Origin of the sequence: Aliidongia sp., assembly GCF_035943795.1 — a bacterium.
Classification (GTDB): Bacteria; Pseudomonadota; Alphaproteobacteria; order ATCC43930; family CGMCC-115725; genus Aliidongia.
In genome coordinates this window covers 21,233-38,489 of the sequence record NZ_DASZBY010000129.1, presented here as the reverse complement: position 1 = coordinate 38,489, position 17,257 = coordinate 21,233, and the positions used below count along the sequence as shown (strand labels likewise).

Below are 17,257 nucleotides of genomic sequence, written 5' to 3'. Positions count from 1 at the left end.
CTCGACCGAGGCGGCCGATACCGCCGTCACCACGCCCTTCACACTCTCCTCGAACCCGTCGGCCAGTACCGCCAGCGCCGCCCGGCGCTCGCCCTCAGCCAGCGCCTTCGCCGCTTCCTGCGCCCGGCGCAGCCGGTCGGTATCCACGAGGTTGGTCTTGAACACTTCCACCGTACGGGCCATGTCGCCGACCTCGTCCTTCTGACCGACCGAGGGGATCTCCACATCGTGCGTGCCGGCGGCCAGGCGCTGCATCACGTCGTTGAGGCCGATCAGCGGCCGCGCGATGAACCAGGTCATGCCGAATCCCACCGCGATGAGCAGCACGAGCGTCGCCGCTGCGGTCCAGCCGAGGGCGCTGCCGCCCCGGCCGGTCGCGTGCGTCACGGCGCCCATCTCGTCGCCCGCGACCTGCGCCGCGCCCTTGGTGACGCCATCCAGCAGTTCGGACAGCTTCACGCGCAGCGGTTCGACCTGGGAGGCCGACTGATCCGCCGTCGCCTTGTTCAGTGCCACGACCGTGTCGGCCAGGTCGATGTAGCCTTTGACCTTGCCCGTCGCCTCGTCGATCGACTTGGCGAGCGGCCCTTCGCCGGCGAGCGAGCGTGCGGAATTCATGTATTCAACGATGAAGCTGGTCGCCCGCTTGGCGAGCGCGATCTGGGTCGCGTCGCCGGTCGCGAAATAGCGCATGACGCTCACGCGCTGCTCGCCGAAGCGATCGCGGGCGTTGTTCAGGTCCTCGACCGCGACCGGGCTGTCGAGCTTCGCCTGATTGAGCGCCTGCTGCAGCGACTGCAGGATCTGGGTATTCGCGGTCAGGAACGGGCCGTTGCGCGCGTCGAGCGATTTCTTGCGGAAATCCGCCAATTTGTCGAGCGACGGGGCCAATTGCCCCCAGGCGTCACGCGCCTGGTCGAGCGTCTGGGCCAAGCCGGCATCGTCGGTGCGGGCGCGGGCGCCCTCGATGGCCTTGGCGCCATCGGCGGCGAATCCGGCGACACTCTCCTGGGCCTTCGCGACCTCGTCCGATTTCTGCGCCAGCAGCATGTGCTGTTCTTCGATCAACGCGCCGCGCAGCGCCAGCAAGGCCTGGTCCGTTGCCGTCGCGACGGCGAAGGCGCTGTCGATGCGGCCGATATTGCGCTGGGCCGTTCCGAATCCGCTCAAGCCCACGACCGCCATGGCCACGATCAGAACCATCGTGATGCCGAGACCAAGGATCATCTTGGTCCGGATTTTGAGATCGATGAGCGAACGAAACATTCAGCAGCCTCCTGGGTCGACCGTTCTCAAGGTCGCAGCAGGAAGGTCCGCATAAATATCTTAAAACTTCATGTTTGCGGACGTCACAACCGACGATTTCAGTTGCCGAAGCGGTCGGGCACCGGCGGCAGGTCCTGCATCCATCTGGTCAGCTTCGCCGCCGGGAAGACCCAGATCGAGCCCATCACCAGATAGAAGACCGCCTGGACGAACTGGTTGTCCGGCAGCACCGCGATCGCGAGCCGCATGACGAGCAGGGCATAGAGGCCGAGCCCGAAGATCAGGCCGAGCGTACCGAAGAGAATGCGCAGGCGCATGAAGCCGATTTACCCGTTCAACTGCCAGATCGCGGCATTGAGCGCCGCCGCGAACGTGACCCATAGCAGGTACGGGACCAGGAGCCCAGCCGCCAGTCCACGCACCGGCCGGAACGCGACCATGGTCGCCACGATCAGCAGCCACAGGACGGCGATGTCGATCAGGGCGAGACCCAGGCGGTGCGCCCCGAAGAACAGCGGCGACCACAGCGCATTCGCGATCAGCTGCGCCGTCCAGAGCCATAGGCCCCGGCTGCGCGCGGCCTGCGCCGGACGTCGCCAGACCAGGAAGGCGGCGACGGCCATCGCGATATAGAGGACGGTCCAGGCCGGACCGAACAGCCAGTCGGGCGGTGTCCAGGGCGGCTTCGCCAGGGCGCGGTACCAGCCGGGGATCTGCGGCAAGGTCGCGAATGCACCCAGGCCGCCGACGACGAAGACCGCCGCCAGCAGGCCCAGGAATACGAGCGCCCCCTGTCGCCGGGTTGCGGTGAAGCCGGTCACGCCGACAGGCGCGCCCGGCCGTGCGGTTCCGAGAAGTCGATCACCGGCCCCAGCGGCACGATCCCACTGGGATTGACCGTGTGCTGGCTGACGTAATAGTGCCGCTTGATATGGTCCAGGCTCACGGTCTCGGCGATTCCCGGCATCTGATGGAGGTCCCGCACATAGGCCCAGAGATTGGTAAAGTCGCGGAGCCGTTGGCGGTTGCACTTGAAATGACCGTGATAGACCGGGTCGAACCGCACGAGCGTCGTAAACAGCCGCCAATCGGCCTCGGTCAACCGGTCGCCGAACAGGTAGCGCCCGCGGCCAAGCCGGTCCTCCAGCTCGTCCAGCATGGCGAACAGCGCGCCGTAGGCGGCCTCGTACGGTTCCTGCGAAGTCGCGAAGCCGGCCTTGTAGACGCCATTGTTGACCGCGTCGTAGATCCGCGCGTTCAGCGTGTCGATCTCGCCCGCCAGGTCGGCCGGATAATAGTCGAAGGAAGCATCGCCGAGCGTTGCCAGCGGACCATTCAGCAGCCGGATGATCTCGGCGGATTCATTGTTGACGATGGTGCGCGCCTGCTTGTCCCACAGCACCGGCACGGTGACCCGCCCGGTATAGTCGGGCACGGCCGTCGTATAAACCTGGTGCAGGAATTGCGATCCGGTCAGCGGGTCCGCTTCCGCGAAGCGCCAGCCCTGTTCCAGCATCAGCGGATCGACCACGCTCATCGAGATGGCCTGCTCGAGCCGCTTCAGCTTGCGGAAGATGATCGTCCGATGCGCCCAGGGGCATGCGAGCGAGACGAACAGGTGATAGCGGCCGGCCTCGACCGGGAAGCGCGCCCCCGGCGCGGCGCCGACCGCATGGCGGAACGCCGAGTCGGCGCGCTTGAACGCGCCGCCGGTCTTCGCCGTGTCGTACCAGACGTCGTGCCAGACGCCCTCGACCAACATGCCCATGGTGCTCTCCCGGTCGATACAAAAGGATCTAGGCGCGACCCGGCAGATCGGCCAGGACCAGATCGAACGCGTCAGGACCGCTGATCGTCAGCTTCGTCTCGTCCGTGATGGCGACGCCGGCCCGGTTCGGCACGGCGATGCCATTGACCACGATCGATCCGGCCGACGGTACCAGATAGACGATGCGCCCCGGTTCGATATCGAACTCGAGCCCGCGGCCCGCGGCCATGCTGGCGCCGAACAGGGTCGCGTCCTGGTGGATCGGCAGCACGCCCTCGTCGGCGAGACGGCCCGAGGCGAGCGCCAGCAGGCGACCGGCCCGCTCGTCCTTTGGAAAGCTGCGGGCAGCCCACGCCGGAGCGACGCCGCGCCGTGCCGGCTCGATCCAGATCTGGAACAGCTCGGTCGCCTCGCTCTCCTGATTATGCTCGGCATGCATGATGCCGCTGCCCGCCGACATGACCTGCACGTCGCCGGCCTCGGTCCGACCCACGTTCTTCAGGTGGTCGGTATGGGTGATGGCGCCGCGGCGGACATAGGTGATGATCTCCATGTCGCGATGGCCATGCATGTCGAAGCCGGTCCCCGCCTGGATCCGGTCGTCGTTCCACACGCGCAGCGGACCGAAGCCCATGCGTTCGGGATCGTAATAGGACGAGAAGCTGAAGTGGTGATGGGCATCGAGCCAGTCGTTCTTGAACGCGCCCAGCCGCTCGAACGGAGTGACCTGGATCATGATGTTTTCCTCTCGGGCTTGGGTGAATTTCCCTGACCTGGAAGATGGGCCGTTCAAGGTTTTCGGACAATCGGACGAATCGGGAACAGACTGTTCGGCAAAACCGCCTGATCAGCGCCCCTCGCGCCGCCAGGCGAGGATCAGGGTGCCCAGCGTCAGCAACAGGGCCAGCCACGCCGGCATCAGCGGCGTCTCGCGCAGCCCCGTCACGACATAGTCGCCGTTCGACCGGAACCCGATCCAGTCCCGCCCGGCGGCATCCCGCCCGGGCGCCACCCGGCGGATGTCCGGCAGGCTGGTGCCGGTCCCCGCCCAATTGACGCTGCCGCCGGTCGCATCCGCCACTGGCGCCACCTTGTCGGGGATCGTGCGCACGTCGGCAAATTCGATCGGGTTGAGCGCGCCGGCCGCCGCGATGGCGGTGCGCGTGCCGTCGCTGATGCGATAGAGCCCGCTGGCCGTGATCGGCACGACCGCGACGGATCGGCCGCCGCTCTCCGGCGTCATCGTCACGGTTTCGGTCTTGCCGTCCGGCCGGGTCAGCTCGACCGCGTGGTCGTCGGGCGCCAGCGTGCGCCGGACGATGGTCAGGCGCGATCCCTCGATCGTGCCGCGCAGGTCGTTCTCTTCGAGATCCGGTTCCTTCATCAGCCAATAGGCCAGGCGGCGCAGCAGTTCGGCCTGGGGGCCGCCGCCCTCGAAGCCGCGGGTCCACAACCACATGTGATCCGACAGGATCTGGGCGACCCGACCCTCGCCGACCCGGTCCAGCACCAGCAAAGGTGCGCCGTTGAGGCCGGTCATGACCGTCTGGCCGTGATGCGCCGTCGCCTCGACCTGGCGGAACCAGCGCCCCCAGGTCGGCTCGCCGTTCGGGTCCTTGGGCGCGCCAGGCAGGTCGGCCGTCACCGGATGGCGGGTGCCGAGCTCGGTGACTTTCGGCTTGAAGCCCTGCTCGTAGACCTCGCCCGAGGGCTCGGTCGGCAGCACCGCGCCCAGCGGCGTCCGGTAGAGCGTCGTGGCCGTGCCGAAGCTGGGGCCGGCGGCCTCCAGCAAGGCCCCGCCCTTGCGCACGTAGCGGGCGATGTTTTCCAGATAAGTCGCGGGCAGCACGCCGCGCCGCCGGTAACGGTCGAAGATGACCAGGTCGAACTCGTCGAGCTTGACCTCGAACAGTTCGCGGATCGGGAACGCGATCAGCGACAGTTCGCGAATCGGCGTGCCATCCTGCTTTTCCGGCGGACGCAGGATGGTGAAATGGACCAGGTCGACCGACGGATCGGCCTTCAGCAGGTTGCGCCAGGTCCGTTCGCCGGCATGGGGCTCGCCGGACACGAGCAGCACGCGCAGCCGGTCGCGCACGCCATTGACCACGACGGCGGCGCGGTTGTTGTCGAGCGTCAGCTCGTGCGGGCCCGCCGCCACCTCGACCTCGAACACGGTCTGACCGCCATGGTCGAGCATGACCGGCAGGCTGACGTCATGGCCGATCGACATGTTGAGCGTCCGGGTTTCGCCGCCGTCCTTGCGCACGGTCACCCGGGCCTGTTGCGGATAGCTCTGGCGCTCGGCCGCGGTGCCGCCCAGATCCTCGACGCGCAGCGTCAGTTCCAGTTCCTTGCCGACGATGCCGAAGCTGGGCGCCTGGCTGACGACGATGCGCCGGTCGCCCTCGTCAGGATGGCCCGACAGCAGCACGTGGAGCGGCGCGGTCAGGCCGGACCGGTCGGCCGGGGGTGTGTCATGGACCTGGCCGTCGGTCACCATGGCGATGCCGGCGACCCGTTGCGGCGGCACGTCGGCCAGCGCCGCCTGGGCGGCACCGAACAGCTCGGTGCCATGGTCGCCGGTCGAGGCCGGATCGCTGGCGCCGGCCTCGATCGTGCGGACATCGAGATCCGGATAGGCCGCCAGCCGATCCTGCAGCGCCCTGACCGCCGTATCGGTCGCCGCCCGCCGGTCGCCGATCGACTGGCTGGGCGAGACGTCCTTGACGATGAGGGCCACGTCCTTCTGCGGCTGGCGCTGCTCTTCGATCAGCGACGGGTCGGCGATCGCGGCCAGCAGGACCGCGAGCGCCACGAGGCGCCAGAGCGTGCCGCGCGCCCGCCGCCAGAAGCCGAACGCCAGGATCGCCAGCCCCAGGACGGCCGCGACGGCGATCAGCACCCAGGGCAGCAGCGGGGCGAAGGCGATGCCGTAGCCGGTCATTGGCCAAGACGCTCCAGGATCGCCGGCACATGCACCTGGTCGGCCTTGTAGTTGCCGGTCAGCGCATACATCACGAGATTGACGCCGAAGCGATAGGCCTGCTCGCGCTGCAGCTCGCCGCCCGGCACGACCGGCAGGCTGGGGAAGCCCTGGGCGTCGACCGCCCAGGCGCCGGCCCAGTCGTTGGAGCCCACGACCACCGTCGAGACGCCGTCATTGGTACGATCCTCGACCGGCTCGACCCACAGTGCGCCGCCGATCCACCGGCCCGGGAAATCCTGCATCAGGTAGAACGACTTGGTCAGCACATGGTCCGGCGGCACCGAGACCAGCGGCGGGATCTTCACCCCGGCCAGCAATGTCTGCAGCCGCTGTGCCGTGTCGGCGGCACCATAGGCGCCGGGCAGGCTCGTGCCATGGTCCCTCGTATCGAACAGGATCGTGCCGCCGGTCGCCAGGTACCGGTTGACCCGTTCCGCCGCCGTCGGCGACAGCGGCTTCTGAGTTCCGGTGATCGGCCAATAGATCAGCGGGAAGAAGATCAGCTCGTCGGCCTCGACATCGACCGCCATGGGGTCGCCGGTCTCGACCGCCGTCCGCCGGTTGAGGATGTTGCCGAGCCCGACCAGACCGGACCGGCTGATGCCGTCGGCCTCGGCATCGCCGGTGGTGACATAGGCGAGCCGCAGCTCGCTGGTCGCCTCGATCGTGAAGGCATCGGGGCCTGTCGCCGCCGGAGAAGGTGCCGCATGGGCTGGGCCGACGCCCAGCGCCAGGGCGACGAACAGACTGGCAAGCCCCGCCCGGCGCGGCCGCAGCAGGCCGCGCAGGCCATAGCCGATCACGATGTCGATCAGGCCCAGCAGCAAGGCGGCGCCGAGCAGGCCCGGCCGCAGGTCGATCTCGGGCGCGCGGGCGTAGCTTTCCGCGGCGACGCCGACCGGCAGCGGGCCGAAGGCGGCGAGGGACGGCACGGACGGGCCGAGGTTGAGCGCGCGATGCGTCGCCTCGGTTCCGTAGAACCCGGGAGGATGCGTCGGGCCCAGGGCGAGCTTGGCCGCCTCCGCGGTATTGAGTGGTTGGGCGGTGGCAAGCGGCGGCGTCAGGCGACCGAACCCGTCCAGCACCTGCCAGGGCGGCAGGACGGCATCGCCGGTGCCCTCGACACCCTGTCCCAGCAGGACCAGGCGGCGCAGCATGTCGACGAACAGGCCCGACAGCGCCAGGTTCGACCAGCCCGTATTGGCGCTGGTATGGATCAGCACGAGCCAGCCCTTGCCGCGCTGCTGGGCCGTCACGAGCGGCGTGCCGTCGCTGAGTCGCGCCCAGGTCCGGGCGGCGAGATCGACCGAAGGTTCGGCCAGCACCTGCCGGTCGACCGTCACGTCGGGCGGCACGGCCAGCCCGGCGAAGGGACTGCCCGCCGGAAATTCCGCCAGATGGGCCGGCTTTTCCCACGACATGGCGCCGCCGATCGTGCGGCCACCCCGGCGCAGCATGACCGGCAGCAAGTCGTCATTCTCGCGCTGGGCCATCGCCGGACCGGCGAAGCGCAGCAGCACGCCGCCGCCGTCGAGCCAGCGGCGCAGTGCCTGGCCCTCCTCCGGCGGTCCGGCATCGCCGTCGGGCAGCACCAGCAGGGTCAGGGATCGATCGAGCAGATCGGCGACGCTGCCGCGCCGCAGTTCGGCAAACGGCGTCAGCGCGCGTTCCAGATAATAGGTATCGCTGAGCAGGGGCTGGTTGCTGTCGGCCGGGCGGTCGGTCGCGATGCCGACCGGGCGCCGGCGCGATTGCTCGTCGACCAGCACGGTGGCGCCGGCCGAGGCCTCGCCCTCGATCTCGATGCGCCCCACCCGGTTGCGCAACTCGCTCGGCATCGGCAGCGGAATGTCGAGAATGTTGCGGTCGGCGGCGAAATGGCCTTCGGCCTCGCTGATCTGCCGGCCGTCTTCCCCGGTCGCGCGCAGCCGGACCGTCGGCGCCTCGCCGAGCGCCGCCCGCTCGACCCGCACGGTCAGATCCTTCGCCTCCGCCGGGCCGGGTTCGATGAGGCGCGCCAGATGCTGGGTGTCCGGCACCACCAGGCGAACCTGGCCGAGCCCGCGCAGCGTCTCCAGCAGCTTGGTCACGGCCGCCTTGTCGTCGATGCCGTCCGCCAGATAGAAGACCGTCGCGTCGCCCGGCGCTGCCAGCGTCCCGATCCGGCCGGCCGCCGCCATGCGATCTACCGGCCACGGCTTCGGCGTCAGGCCGGCGATGCGGCCGCGGGCATCCGCCGCGCGCAGCAGCGTGACGGGCTCGACGGCTTGGCCGGCCGCCGTGGTCACGAGCACGACGCGCCGATCCGCCCGGTCGGCCTGGTCGATGATCTCCCCGGCCCGCCGCTGCAACTCGGCCCAGTTGGCCGCAGCGGTCCAGCCATCGTCGACGACCAGGATCACCGGACCGCTGCCCGGCAGGGTGGCGGTCGGGTTGAGCAGCGGATGGGCCAGGCCGACGATCAGCAGGGCGGCGATGACGAGGCGCAGCAGGATCAGCCAGAGTGGCGTCTTCGCCGGCGCCTCGTCGGCCGGTTTCAGCCCCATCAGCAGCCGGATCGCCGGGAATTTCACGATCGTCGGCGCCGGCGGCGTCACGCGGATCAGCCACCACAGCACCGGCAGCACGGCGAAGCCCGCCAGCAGCCAGGGAGCGGCGAAACCGAAAGCGCCCAGGCCCAGCATCGGTCAGGCCCCCCGCTTGGCGGCGTCATGGCCGGGCGGCAACCCGCCCGACATCATGCCGTAGAGCGCCAGCAACGCCTGATGCGGCGGATGGTCGGTCCGGTGCAGCCCGAACGACCAGCCGTGATTTCGGGCCAGAGCGGCGAGGCCGTTGCGATGGGCCGCGAGCCGCGCCTGGTATTCATCGCGCACGGCCTCGACCCGCGCGATCACCAGCGGGCCTTCGCGCTCCATGCCTTCGAACCGCACGCGGCCTTCGAACGGCAGGCTCTCCTCCGCCGGATCCAGCACCTGCAGCAGATGCCCCCGGACGCCCGACGCCGCGTAGCCGGTCAGCACGTCATGCAATTCGTCGAGTGGCGCCAGCAGATCGCCGATCAGCACGACCGAACCGTGGCGCGGGATCGGCTCGACCCTGGGCAGGCCGCTGATGGCCTCGCCCGACCTTTCGATCGTCAGCGCCAACCGATCGAGCACCGCCCGGCCATGGGCCGGCGGCAGGCCCGCACCGATCAGGGCCACCCGCTCCCCGCCTCGTACCAGCAAAGCCGCGAGCGCCAGCAGCAGGAGCGACGCCCGTTCGCCCTTGGTCGGCAGGTTGCGATCGGATCGCCAGTTCATCGACGGCGAACGGTCGTGCCACAGCCAGACGCTCTGGGCCGCTTCCCATTCGTTCTCGCGCACGTAGGCGCGTTCCGACTTCGCGGTCTCGCGCCAGTCGATGCGCGTCACCGGATCGCCCGGAACATAAGCGCGGAATTGCCAGAAGGAATCGCCCGATCCGACGCGCCGCCGGCCGTGCACGCCCTGCGCCACGGTGGCCGCGACCCGCTCCGCCTGCACCATCAGTGGCGGCAGGCGGGCGGCAAGCGCCTCGGCCTCGTGTCGGGAGCGGAGAGCGGCCATGCTGACTGTCAGCCGAGCCGTTCGACCAGAAGGTCGACCACCCGGCCGAGTGTCATCCCGTCGGCCCGTGCCGCGAAGCTCAGGGCCATGCGATGGCGCAGCACCGGCCCGGCGAGTGCGGCCACATCGTCGATCGACGGCGACAGGCGGCCATCCAGTACGGCACGTGCCCGCGCCGCCAGCATCAGCGCCTGACTGGCGCGCGGTCCCGGCCCCCAGGCGACGGACCGCTGCACCTCCGCCAGGTCGCTCGTCTCGGGCCGGCCCGCCCGCACCAGATCGAGGATCGCCTCGACCACGCTCTCGCCGACCGGCACGCGCCGGATCAGGCGCTGGGCCACCATCAATTCGTCGGCGCTCATGACGCGCTCGGCCTTCGCCTCGACGGCGCCGGTCGTGGCCAGCAGCATGTGCCGCTCCGCCTCGAGGTCCGGGTATCCCACGTCGATCTGGATCAGGAACCGGTCGAGCTGCGCCTCGGGCAGCGGATAGGTGCCTTCCTGCTCGATCGGGTTCTGCGTCGCCAGCACGTGGAACGGGCGCGGCAGCGGATGATACTGGCCGCCGACCGAGACGCGCTGCTCCTGCATCGCCTGCAGCAGCGCCGATTGGGTGCGCGGGCTGGCCCGGTTGATTTCGTCGGCCATCAGCAACTGGGCGAAAACCGGACCGGGCAGGAAGCGGAAAGACCGTCGCCCGTTCTCCGCCTCTTCCAGCACTTCGGAGCCCAGGATGTCGGCCGGCATCAGGTCGGGCGTGCATTGCACCCGCTTATCGTCGAGCCCCAGGACGGTGCCCAATGTCTCGACCAGGCGGGTCTTGGCGAGGCCGGGCACGCCGACCAGCACGGTGTGCCCGCCGGCCAGGAGGGTGATGAGCGCTTGATCGATCACGTCGCGCTGGCCGAAGATCACTCGGCCGATCCGTTCGCGCACGGAACTCAGGCGGTGCCCCAGCGCTTCGATCTCGTTGACGAGATGGGCAGCTTCGGCAGCGGTCGGATTGGACGGATCAAGGCTCACGGGCGTTGGCTCCTAGGGACGCGACGGACGCGACCGGATCATGGGCTCGATTGTCGTCGGAAATGCGGCGACTGCAATCATGCTAGGCAATGGGGCGGCGTAACGCCACAGACCTCGGGAAGGAACGGCATCATGGAGACGACGAGGACCGAGGCGCCGGCCGCGGGCGGCTTGGCACCCGGCATCATCGACAGCTGCGGCGATTTCAGCATCCGCATCGCGCGCGACGGCACCTGGTACTATCACGGATCGCCGATCCGCCGGTTGCCGCTGGTCAAGCTGTTCGCCTCGGTGCTGCGCCGCGAGGCGGACGGCGAATATTGGCTCGTCACCCCGGCCGAGCGCGGCCGGATCGAGGTCGAGGACGCCCCCTTCGTGGCGGTGGAACTGGAGGCGGAGGGACAAGGCAGGGACCAAAACCTCACGTTCAGGACGAACCTGGATGATAGGGTAGTCGCGGGCGAAAGCCATCCCCTGCGTGTCGCCACGGATCCGGCGACCGGAGAGCCCAGCCCCTACATCCTCGTCAAGCCCGGCCTTGAAGCATTGCTTCTGCGCTCGGTATTCTATCATCTGATCGAGCGGGGACACGAGGCCACGATCGACGGCGAGCCTCAATTCGGCGTGTGGAGCAACGGAAAATTCTTTCCCCTGGGCAATTTGACGGACGCTACCTGACGACGGATTTCGTCGTCGACCGTCTGGCCGAAGTGCTGGCCCGCCCGCCGGGAACCCGGCCGCGCGGCGACCACGATCTGAACCCGGGCTTCGTGCCGCCGCGCACGCCGACCCAGGCTGCCGTGCTGGTGCCGCTGATCCAGCGGCCCGAGGGCCTGCAGGTGCTGCTGACCCAGCGCACCGCCCATCTGAAGGACCATGCCGGACAGATCAGCTTTCCCGGCGGCCGGGCCGAGCCGGAAGATGCCGACGCCATCGCGACCGCCCTGCGCGAAACCCGGGAGGAGGTCGGCCTGCCGCCCGAATTCGTGCGCGTGCTGGGCCGGCTCGACAATTACATCACCTCGACCGGCTATGAGGTGGCGCCGGTCGTGGGCCTGATCCAGCCGCCGTTTCCGGTCGTCCCCGATCCGTACGAGGTCGCCGAGGTGTTCGAGGTGCCGCTGGCCTTCCTGGTCGATGTCGCGAACCACGAACGGCACAGCCGCGAATGGCAGGGTCGGGAACGGTTCTTCTACGTGCTGCCCTATCAGGACCGCTACATCTGGGGCGCCACCGCCGGCATGCTGGTCAATCTGGCGCTGCTGCTGCAGGCCGCCCTGCCGCCATGAGCGACGGGCCGGCGCGACGGATCGCATCGCCGGCGTGGCTGCGTCAGCCGGCGATGGCGGCGTTGCTCGATACGCTGGGCGAGGCGCGCTTCGTCGGCGGCGCGGTACGCGACACGCTGCTGGGGCTGCCGCCCGGCGATCTGGACCTGGCAACGCCGCTCGAACCGATCGAAACCCTGGCCCGGCTCGAGCGCGTCGGCATCCGGACCGTGCCGACCGGGCTCAGCCACGGCACGATCACGGCGATCCTGGCCGACGACACCGTGGTCGAGGTCACGACCCTGCGCCGGGACGTCGAGACCGACGGGCGCCACGCCATCGTCGCCTTCACCCACGATTGGGCGGCCGATGCCGCACGGCGCGATTTCACGCTCAACGCGCTCTATCTCGACCGCAGCGGCGGCATCTGGGATCCCGTCGGGGGCCTCGACGATTGTCTGGCCGGACGCATCCGCTTCGTCGGCGCGCCGCTGCAGCGCATCGACGAGGATGTGCTGCGCATCCTGCGCTTCTATCGCTTCCAAGCGCGGTACGGGCGCGGCACGCCGGATGCGGAGGCGCGGGCCGCCTGCCGCCGGCGCGCCGACCGGATCGACCGGCTGGCCGGCGAACGGCTGCAGACCGAAACGCGCAAACTGCTGGGCGCGACCGATCCGACACCGACCGCGCGACTGATGACCGAAGACGGGGTGCTCGCGGCCTATCTGCCGGGACCGTTCCATCTGGATCGGCTGGCGGCCCTCGTGCCGATCGAACCGTCCGCCGATCCGATCCGGCGGCTGGCGGCCTTGCTCGACACAGGCGCCGGAACGGCCGTCGCTGAACGATTGCGCCTGTCCTCGACAGACCGGGATCGGCTGGTCGCGCTGACGGGCACGAATGCGATCGATCTCGCGGCCGGGGATCGATCCCAGCGCACCGCACTCTACCGCTTGGGCGTCGGGTTCTATCGCGACTTTACGCTGCTCGCCGCCGCCGGTCGGGGGCAGCCCGAACGGGCCCGCCCGCTGCTGGCCCTGGCTGACGCCTGGGATAACCCCGCGCTGCCGATCGGCGGACGCGACGTCACGGCACTCGGGATCGAGGCCGGCCCTGCGGTCGGTCGATTGCTGCGCCTGGTCGAGGAATGGTGGATCGAGGGCGATTTCCGGGCCGATCGCGCGGCCTGCCTGGACCGGCTCACGGAATTAGCCGCTCTTGCGCAAGCGTAGCGCCGCGGCCAGAACCTTGGTCTGATAGGCCACCTTCAGGTCGGGGGTATGGGAATGATAGAAGCCCACCGCCTCCAGGATGTTGCCGTGCGCCTCGGCCTTGTAGAGGTCGAGGATGGCGGCCGCGACCTTCACGCTGTAGCAGCCGTCCTGAACCAGCCTGGTACGCACGACCGCCTCATTCGTGCGCGTTGCCCGCGCCACGGCCGGGATCCATTGGGTATTGACCTGCATCAGGCCCAGGTCGGCCGAGCCGTCCTTGTTGGCGCTGACGGTGCCGACGATCCCGCCCTCGACCGACTGGATCGCGGCCAGCGCCTGCACCGGCAGGTGATGGAACGACGCGGCGGCAACCATGCAGGCGAGGAACGGAACGCTCATCTTCGCTCCAGACCGGAGAACGGGCGCACGAGGGATGCCGGATCGCGAGCCTTCCCGTCAACCGCTTCCGTCACGGCCAGGCGACTTCCGGGGGCAGCGACATCAGGATCGCCTCGACGTTGCCGCCGGTCTTGAGGCCGAAGGTCGTGCCGCGGTCGTAGAGCAGGTTGAATTCGACGTAGCGGCCGCGCCGGACGAGCTGGTGGCGCCGGTCCTCGTCGGTCCAGGGTTCGAACATGTGGCGACGGATGATCTTCGGATAGGATTCGAGGAAGGCCAGGCCGACGTCGCGGGTGAAGGCGAAGTCCTGATCCCAATCGCCGGTCTTGAGGTTGTCGTAGAAGATGCCGCCGACGCCGCGCGGCTCCTGGCGGTGCGGCAGATAGAAATAGCGGTCGCACCATTCCTTGAACTTCGGATAGTAGGCCGGGTCATGCGCGTCGCAGGCGCGCCGGAAGGCCTCGTGAAAGGCCGCGGTATCGTCCTCGTTCGGCACCATCGGCGTCAGGTCGCCGCCGCCGCCGAACCAGGCGAGCGTGGTCGCGATATGGCGCGTGTTCAGGTGGGCGGCCGGCACCTTGGGCGAACGCATGTGGGCGACGAGCGACACGCCGCTGGCCCAGAAGCGCGGATCCTCCGACGCCCCGGCGATCTGGCCGCGAAACTCTTCCGAGAACTCGCCGTGGACGGTCGAGACGTTGACGCCGACCTTTTCGAACACGCGGCCATGCATCAGCGAGATCACCCCGCCGCCGCCTTCCTCGCCGGCCGGGCGCGTCCAGGGCTTGCGCTCGAAACGGCCGGCCGGACCGTCGCCGGTGTGTGCGACATACTCGTCCTCGATCGCCTCGAACGCGGCGCACAGCCGGTCGCGCAATTCCTCGAACCAGGCGCGGGCCTCCGCGCGGCGCGGGGACGGGTCGATCGGGGCGGCAGTCATGACGCGGGTCCTTCGGCAAAGAGATCGGTCTGGCGCAGCGCCTCGCCTACCACCATGGCGGCGGCGAGCGCCACATTGATCGAGCGCAGGCCCGGCTGCATGGGGATACGCAGGCGCAGGTCGGCCGCCCTATGCACCGCATCGGGCACGCCGGCGCTCTCGCGGCCGACCAGCAGCGTGTCGTCCGGCATGAAACGCGCGTCCACATGGCGCTCGGCGCCCCGGGTCGTCAGCAGGATGAGCCGGCCGGGCGCGGGCCGTTCCAGCCGCGTCGCCTGGAATGCCGCCCAGGAGCGATGGCGGACCAGATCCAGCCGATCCAGGTAGTCCATCGCCGACCGGCGGAACTTGGCGTCGCCGATGAAGCCGCAGGGTTCGATGAGATCGACCGACAGTCCGAGGCAGGCGGCGAGGCGCATCATGGTACCCGCGTTCTGGGCGATGTCGGGTTCGAAAAGGGCAAGGCGCATGCCGGCCATCGTGCCGGGCGCAACCCCTTCATGTCGAGAGCGGCAGACCTGCGACATTAACGCCCGAGCCAATGTTGCGCCCTCGCCGGCCATATGCTATTGCCGCACGGCTTCCGGACGGACAAGGGCCCGCCAGGCCATCTTTGCGCGGCTTTCATGCCCGTTCGGAAACCATGAAATCGCGGGGATCCCGGTCCCTGTCTCCCGGTAATATCGAAGGTACAGCTCACGTGGCATCCGAAGCGACAGGCGTATCCGGACTGGCTGGCCGTTACGCCACCGCTCTGTTCGATCTCGCCGATCAGCAGCAGGCCCTCGACGCGGTCGCGGGCGACCTCATCCAGCTTCGCCAGATGATCGAGGACAGCCCCGAGCTGGCGCGCCTGATCCGCAGCCCGGTCCTGAGCCGGGACGCCCAGGCCCGTGCCATGGCGGCGCTGACCGAAAAGGCGGCGTTCGGCACGACCGTACGCAATTTCGTGAGCGTGGTCGCGCAGAACCGCCGGCTGTTCGCGCTGACCGGCATCATCAGGGGCTTCCTCGGCCTGCTCGCGGCGCGCCGCGGCGAAGTGACGGCCGAGGTGACCGCGGCGCAGGCGCTGACCGACGGTCAGCTGAGCGCCATCAACGAACAACTTAATCGGGCCATCGGGTCCAAGGTCGCTGTCGATGTGCGGGTCGATCCCGCAATCATCGGCGGGCTGGTCGTCAAGGTCGGGTCGCGTATGGTCGACGGCTCGCTGCGCACCAAGCTCACGCGCCTGCAGCTTGCCATGAGAGGGATCTAAGAATGGAAATCCGGGCTGCGGAAATTTCCGCCATCCTCAAGGAACAGATCGCCAATTTCGGCACCGAAGCGGACGTGGCCGAAGTCGGTCAGGTTCTGTCGGTCGGTGACGGCATCGCGCGCATCTACGGGCTGGACAAGGTCCAGGCCGGCGAGATGGTGGAATTCCCGGGCGGCGTCAAAGGCATGGCGCTCAATCTCGAGACCGACAACGTCGGCTGCGTGATCTTCGGCGAAGATCGCGGCATCAAGGAAGGCGACACGGTCAAGCGCACCGGCGCCATCGTCGAAGTGCCGGTCGGCCGTGGCCTCCTCGGCCGCGTGGTCGATGGCCTCGGTAACCCGATCGACGGCAAGGGCCCGCTGACCGACGTCAAGATGCAGCGTGTCGAAGTGAAGGCGCCGGGCATCATTCCGCGCAAGTCTGTGCACGAGCCGATGCAGACCGGCCTCAAGGCCATCGACAGCCTGGTTCCGATCGGGCGCGGCCAGCGTGAGCTGATCATCGGCGATCGCCAGACCGGCAAGACCGCCGTGGCGCTCGACACGATCCTGAATCAGAAGTCGATCAACGCCGGCACCGACGAGTCGAAGAAGCTCTATTGCGTCTATGTCGCCATCGGCCAGAAGCGCTCGACGGTCGCCCAGTTCGTCAAGACGCTCTCCGACTATGGCGCGCTCGAATATTCGATCGTCGTCGCCGCGACCGCGTCCGAGCCGGCACCGCTGCAGTTCCTGGCGCCCTACACGGGCTGCGCCATGGGCGAGTTCTTCCGCGACAACGGCATGCACGGCCTGATCATTTATGATGATCTGTCGAAGCAGGCCGTGGCCTATCGCCAGATGTCCCTGTTGCTGCGCCGTCCGCCGGGCCGCGAGGCCTATCCGGGCGACGTGTTCTATGTCCATTCGCGCCTGCTCGAGCGTGCGGCCAAGCTGAACGACGCCAATGGCGCCGGATCGCTCACGGCACTGCCGGTCATCGAGACCCAGGCTGGCGACGTCTCGGCCTATATTCCGACCAACGTGATCTCGATCACCGACGGCCAGATCTTCCTCGAGACCGAGCTGTTCTATAAGGGCATCCGCCCGGCCATCAACGTCGGCCTGTCGGTGTCGCGCGTGGGATCCGCCGCCCAGATCAAGGCGATGAAGCAGGTTGCCGGCACGATCAAGCTCGATCTGGCCCAGTATCGCGAAATGGCCGCCTTCTCGCAGTTCGCGTCCGACCTCGACGCCTCGACCCAGCGCCTGCTGGCTCGTGGCGCGCGCCTGACCGAGCTCTTGAAGCAGGCCCAGTTCGCGCCGCTGCCGGTCGAAGAGCAGGTCGCCTCCATTTTCGCCGGCGTCCGCGGCCTGCTCGACAAGGTCGAGGTCAAGGACATCAACCGCTGCGAAGTGGCTCTGCTGGCCGATCTTCGCGCCCGCGGCGGCGACATTCTGGAAGCCATCCGCAAGGATCGCGAGTTGAAGCCCGACACGCAAGAGAAGCTGAAGGCATTCATCGAGTCCTTCCTCAAGAGCTTCGTCTGAGCACAGGCTCG

17 protein-coding genes are annotated in these 17,257 nt (G+C 68.7%); 5 read left to right on the top strand and 12 right to left on the bottom strand.

The window, feature by feature from the left end; all coding sequences use genetic code 11:
- The 9 genes from VGV37_RS25260 to VGV37_RS25220 all read right to left on the bottom strand — a co-directional run.
- Positions 1 to 1,266, bottom strand: a 1,266-nt coding sequence (locus VGV37_RS25260) for a HAMP domain-containing protein (RefSeq protein WP_326882564.1), incomplete at its 3' end; no start/stop codon positions are given.
- A 98-nt stretch (positions 1,267 to 1,364) separates the two neighbouring features.
- Positions 1,365 to 1,583: a DUF2842 domain-containing protein gene (locus VGV37_RS25255; RefSeq protein ID WP_326882563.1), complete on the bottom strand. Its 219-nt coding sequence runs from the start codon at positions 1,581 to 1,583 to the stop codon at positions 1,365 to 1,367.
- Between the two features lie 9 nt (positions 1,584 to 1,592).
- Positions 1,593 to 2,087: a TspO/MBR family protein gene (locus tag VGV37_RS25250; protein WP_326882562.1), complete on the bottom strand. Its 495-nt coding sequence runs from the start codon at positions 2,085 to 2,087 to the stop codon at positions 1,593 to 1,595.
- Complete coding sequence (locus VGV37_RS25245; RefSeq protein WP_326882561.1) at positions 2,084 to 3,034, bottom strand: glutathione S-transferase family protein; 951 nt, start codon at positions 3,032 to 3,034, stop codon at positions 2,084 to 2,086. The genes VGV37_RS25250 and VGV37_RS25245 overlap by 4 nt, the downstream gene beginning before the upstream one ends.
- Positions 3,035 to 3,062: 28 nt before the next feature.
- Complete coding sequence (locus tag VGV37_RS25240; protein ID WP_326882560.1) at positions 3,063 to 3,770, bottom strand: pirin family protein; 708 nt, start codon at positions 3,768 to 3,770, stop codon at positions 3,063 to 3,065.
- Between the two features lie 111 nt (positions 3,771 to 3,881).
- Complete coding sequence (locus VGV37_RS25235) at positions 3,882 to 5,981, bottom strand: hypothetical protein (RefSeq protein WP_326882559.1); 2,100 nt, start codon at positions 5,979 to 5,981, stop codon at positions 3,882 to 3,884.
- A complete protein-coding gene (locus VGV37_RS25230; protein WP_326882558.1) occupies positions 5,978 to 8,707 on the bottom strand; it encodes a DUF4159 domain-containing protein in 2,730 nt (909 codons plus the stop codon). Before VGV37_RS25230 ends, VGV37_RS25235 begins: the two co-directional genes overlap by 4 nt.
- Positions 8,708 to 8,710: 3 nt before the next feature.
- On the bottom strand, positions 8,711 to 9,613 hold the full coding sequence (locus VGV37_RS25225; RefSeq protein WP_326882557.1) for a DUF58 domain-containing protein: 903 nt from the start codon (positions 9,611 to 9,613) through the stop codon (positions 8,711 to 8,713).
- A gap of 8 nt (positions 9,614 to 9,621) precedes the next feature.
- A complete protein-coding gene (locus tag VGV37_RS25220; protein WP_326882556.1) occupies positions 9,622 to 10,635 on the bottom strand; it encodes a MoxR family ATPase in 1,014 nt (337 codons plus the stop codon).
- A gap of 132 nt (positions 10,636 to 10,767) precedes the next feature.
- Between VGV37_RS25220 and VGV37_RS25215 the strand changes: the two genes are divergently transcribed.
- Genes VGV37_RS25215 through VGV37_RS25205 form a run of 3 tightly spaced genes read left to right on the top strand, consistent with a single transcriptional unit; the run spans position 10,768 to position 13,135 of the window.
- Positions 10,768 to 11,313, top strand: coding sequence for a DUF1285 domain-containing protein (locus tag VGV37_RS25215; RefSeq protein WP_326882555.1), 546 nt, complete (start codon positions 10,768 to 10,770; stop codon positions 11,311 to 11,313).
- Positions 11,262 to 11,924, top strand: coding sequence for a CoA pyrophosphatase (locus VGV37_RS25210; protein WP_326882554.1), 663 nt, complete (start codon positions 11,262 to 11,264; stop codon positions 11,922 to 11,924). The genes VGV37_RS25215 and VGV37_RS25210 overlap by 52 nt, the downstream gene beginning before the upstream one ends.
- Entirely contained in the window at positions 11,921 to 13,135 is a 1,215-nt protein-coding gene (locus VGV37_RS25205; RefSeq protein WP_326882553.1) for a CCA tRNA nucleotidyltransferase, read from the top strand. The genes VGV37_RS25210 and VGV37_RS25205 overlap by 4 nt, the downstream gene beginning before the upstream one ends.
- Here VGV37_RS25205 and VGV37_RS25200 read toward each other — a convergent pair.
- The 3 genes from VGV37_RS25200 to VGV37_RS25190 all read right to left on the bottom strand — a co-directional run bounded on the left by VGV37_RS25200 (position 13,112) and on the right by VGV37_RS25190 (position 14,926).
- Positions 13,112 to 13,516 carry a lytic transglycosylase domain-containing protein gene (locus VGV37_RS25200; RefSeq protein WP_326882552.1) on the bottom strand — a complete coding sequence of 135 codons (405 nt, stop codon included), beginning with the start codon at positions 13,514 to 13,516 and terminating at the stop codon, positions 13,112 to 13,114. The two genes, VGV37_RS25205 and VGV37_RS25200, sit on opposite strands and share 24 nt — an antisense overlap.
- Before the next feature lie 70 nt (positions 13,517 to 13,586).
- Positions 13,587 to 14,456 (bottom strand): oxygen-dependent coproporphyrinogen oxidase, encoded by an 870-nt coding sequence (gene hemF / locus VGV37_RS25195; protein WP_326882551.1) that lies wholly within the window; start codon positions 14,454 to 14,456, stop codon positions 13,587 to 13,589.
- Positions 14,453 to 14,926: a tRNA (cytidine(34)-2'-O)-methyltransferase gene (locus VGV37_RS25190; protein ID WP_326882550.1), complete on the bottom strand. Its 474-nt coding sequence runs from the start codon at positions 14,924 to 14,926 to the stop codon at positions 14,453 to 14,455. Before VGV37_RS25190 ends, hemF begins: the two co-directional genes overlap by 4 nt.
- Positions 14,927 to 15,156: 230 nt before the next feature.
- On the opposite strand from VGV37_RS25190, the gene VGV37_RS25185 reads away from it, so the two are divergent.
- On the top strand, positions 15,157 to 15,714 hold the full coding sequence (locus VGV37_RS25185) for a F0F1 ATP synthase subunit delta (protein ID WP_326882549.1): 558 nt from the start codon (positions 15,157 to 15,159) through the stop codon (positions 15,712 to 15,714).
- A gap of 2 nt (positions 15,715 to 15,716) precedes the next feature.
- Complete coding sequence (atpA, locus tag VGV37_RS25180) at positions 15,717 to 17,246, top strand: F0F1 ATP synthase subunit alpha (protein WP_326882548.1); 1,530 nt, start codon at positions 15,717 to 15,719, stop codon at positions 17,244 to 17,246.
- Positions 17,247 to 17,257: the final 11 nt, after the last annotated feature.

What these genes read in the sequence shown, in the direction of transcription:
- VGV37_RS25255 (WP_326882563.1), bottom strand. Translation starts at nt 1,583, where the DNA reads ATGCGCCTGCGCATTCTCTTCGGTACGCTCGGCCTGATCTTCGGGCTC.
- VGV37_RS25245 (WP_326882561.1), bottom strand. Translation starts at nt 3,034, where the DNA reads ATGGGCATGTTGGTCGAGGGCGTCTGGCACGACGTCTGGTACGACACG.
- VGV37_RS25240 (WP_326882560.1), bottom strand. Translation starts at nt 3,770, where the DNA reads ATGATCCAGGTCACTCCGTTCGAGCGGCTGGGCGCGTTCAAGAACGAC.
- VGV37_RS25235 (WP_326882559.1), bottom strand. Translation starts at nt 5,981, where the DNA reads ATGACCGGCTACGGCATCGCCTTCGCCCCGCTGCTGCCCTGGGTGCTG.
- VGV37_RS25230 (WP_326882558.1), bottom strand. Translation starts at nt 8,707, where the DNA reads ATGCTGGGCCTGGGCGCTTTCGGTTTCGCCGCTCCCTGGCTGCTGGCG.
- VGV37_RS25225 (WP_326882557.1), bottom strand. Translation starts at nt 9,613, where the DNA reads ATGGCCGCTCTCCGCTCCCGACACGAGGCCGAGGCGCTTGCCGCCCGC.
- VGV37_RS25215 (WP_326882555.1), top strand. Translation starts at nt 10,768, where the DNA reads ATGGAGACGACGAGGACCGAGGCGCCGGCCGCGGGCGGCTTGGCACCC.
- VGV37_RS25205 (WP_326882553.1), top strand. Translation starts at nt 11,921, where the DNA reads ATGAGCGACGGGCCGGCGCGACGGATCGCATCGCCGGCGTGGCTGCGT.
- VGV37_RS25200 (WP_326882552.1), bottom strand. Translation starts at nt 13,516, where the DNA reads ATGAGCGTTCCGTTCCTCGCCTGCATGGTTGCCGCCGCGTCGTTCCAT.
- hemF (WP_326882551.1), bottom strand. Translation starts at nt 14,456, where the DNA reads ATGACTGCCGCCCCGATCGACCCGTCCCCGCGCCGCGCGGAGGCCCGC.
- VGV37_RS25190 (WP_326882550.1), bottom strand. Translation starts at nt 14,926, where the DNA reads ATGCGCCTTGCCCTTTTCGAACCCGACATCGCCCAGAACGCGGGTACC.
- atpA (WP_326882548.1), top strand. Translation starts at nt 15,717, where the DNA reads ATGGAAATCCGGGCTGCGGAAATTTCCGCCATCCTCAAGGAACAGATC.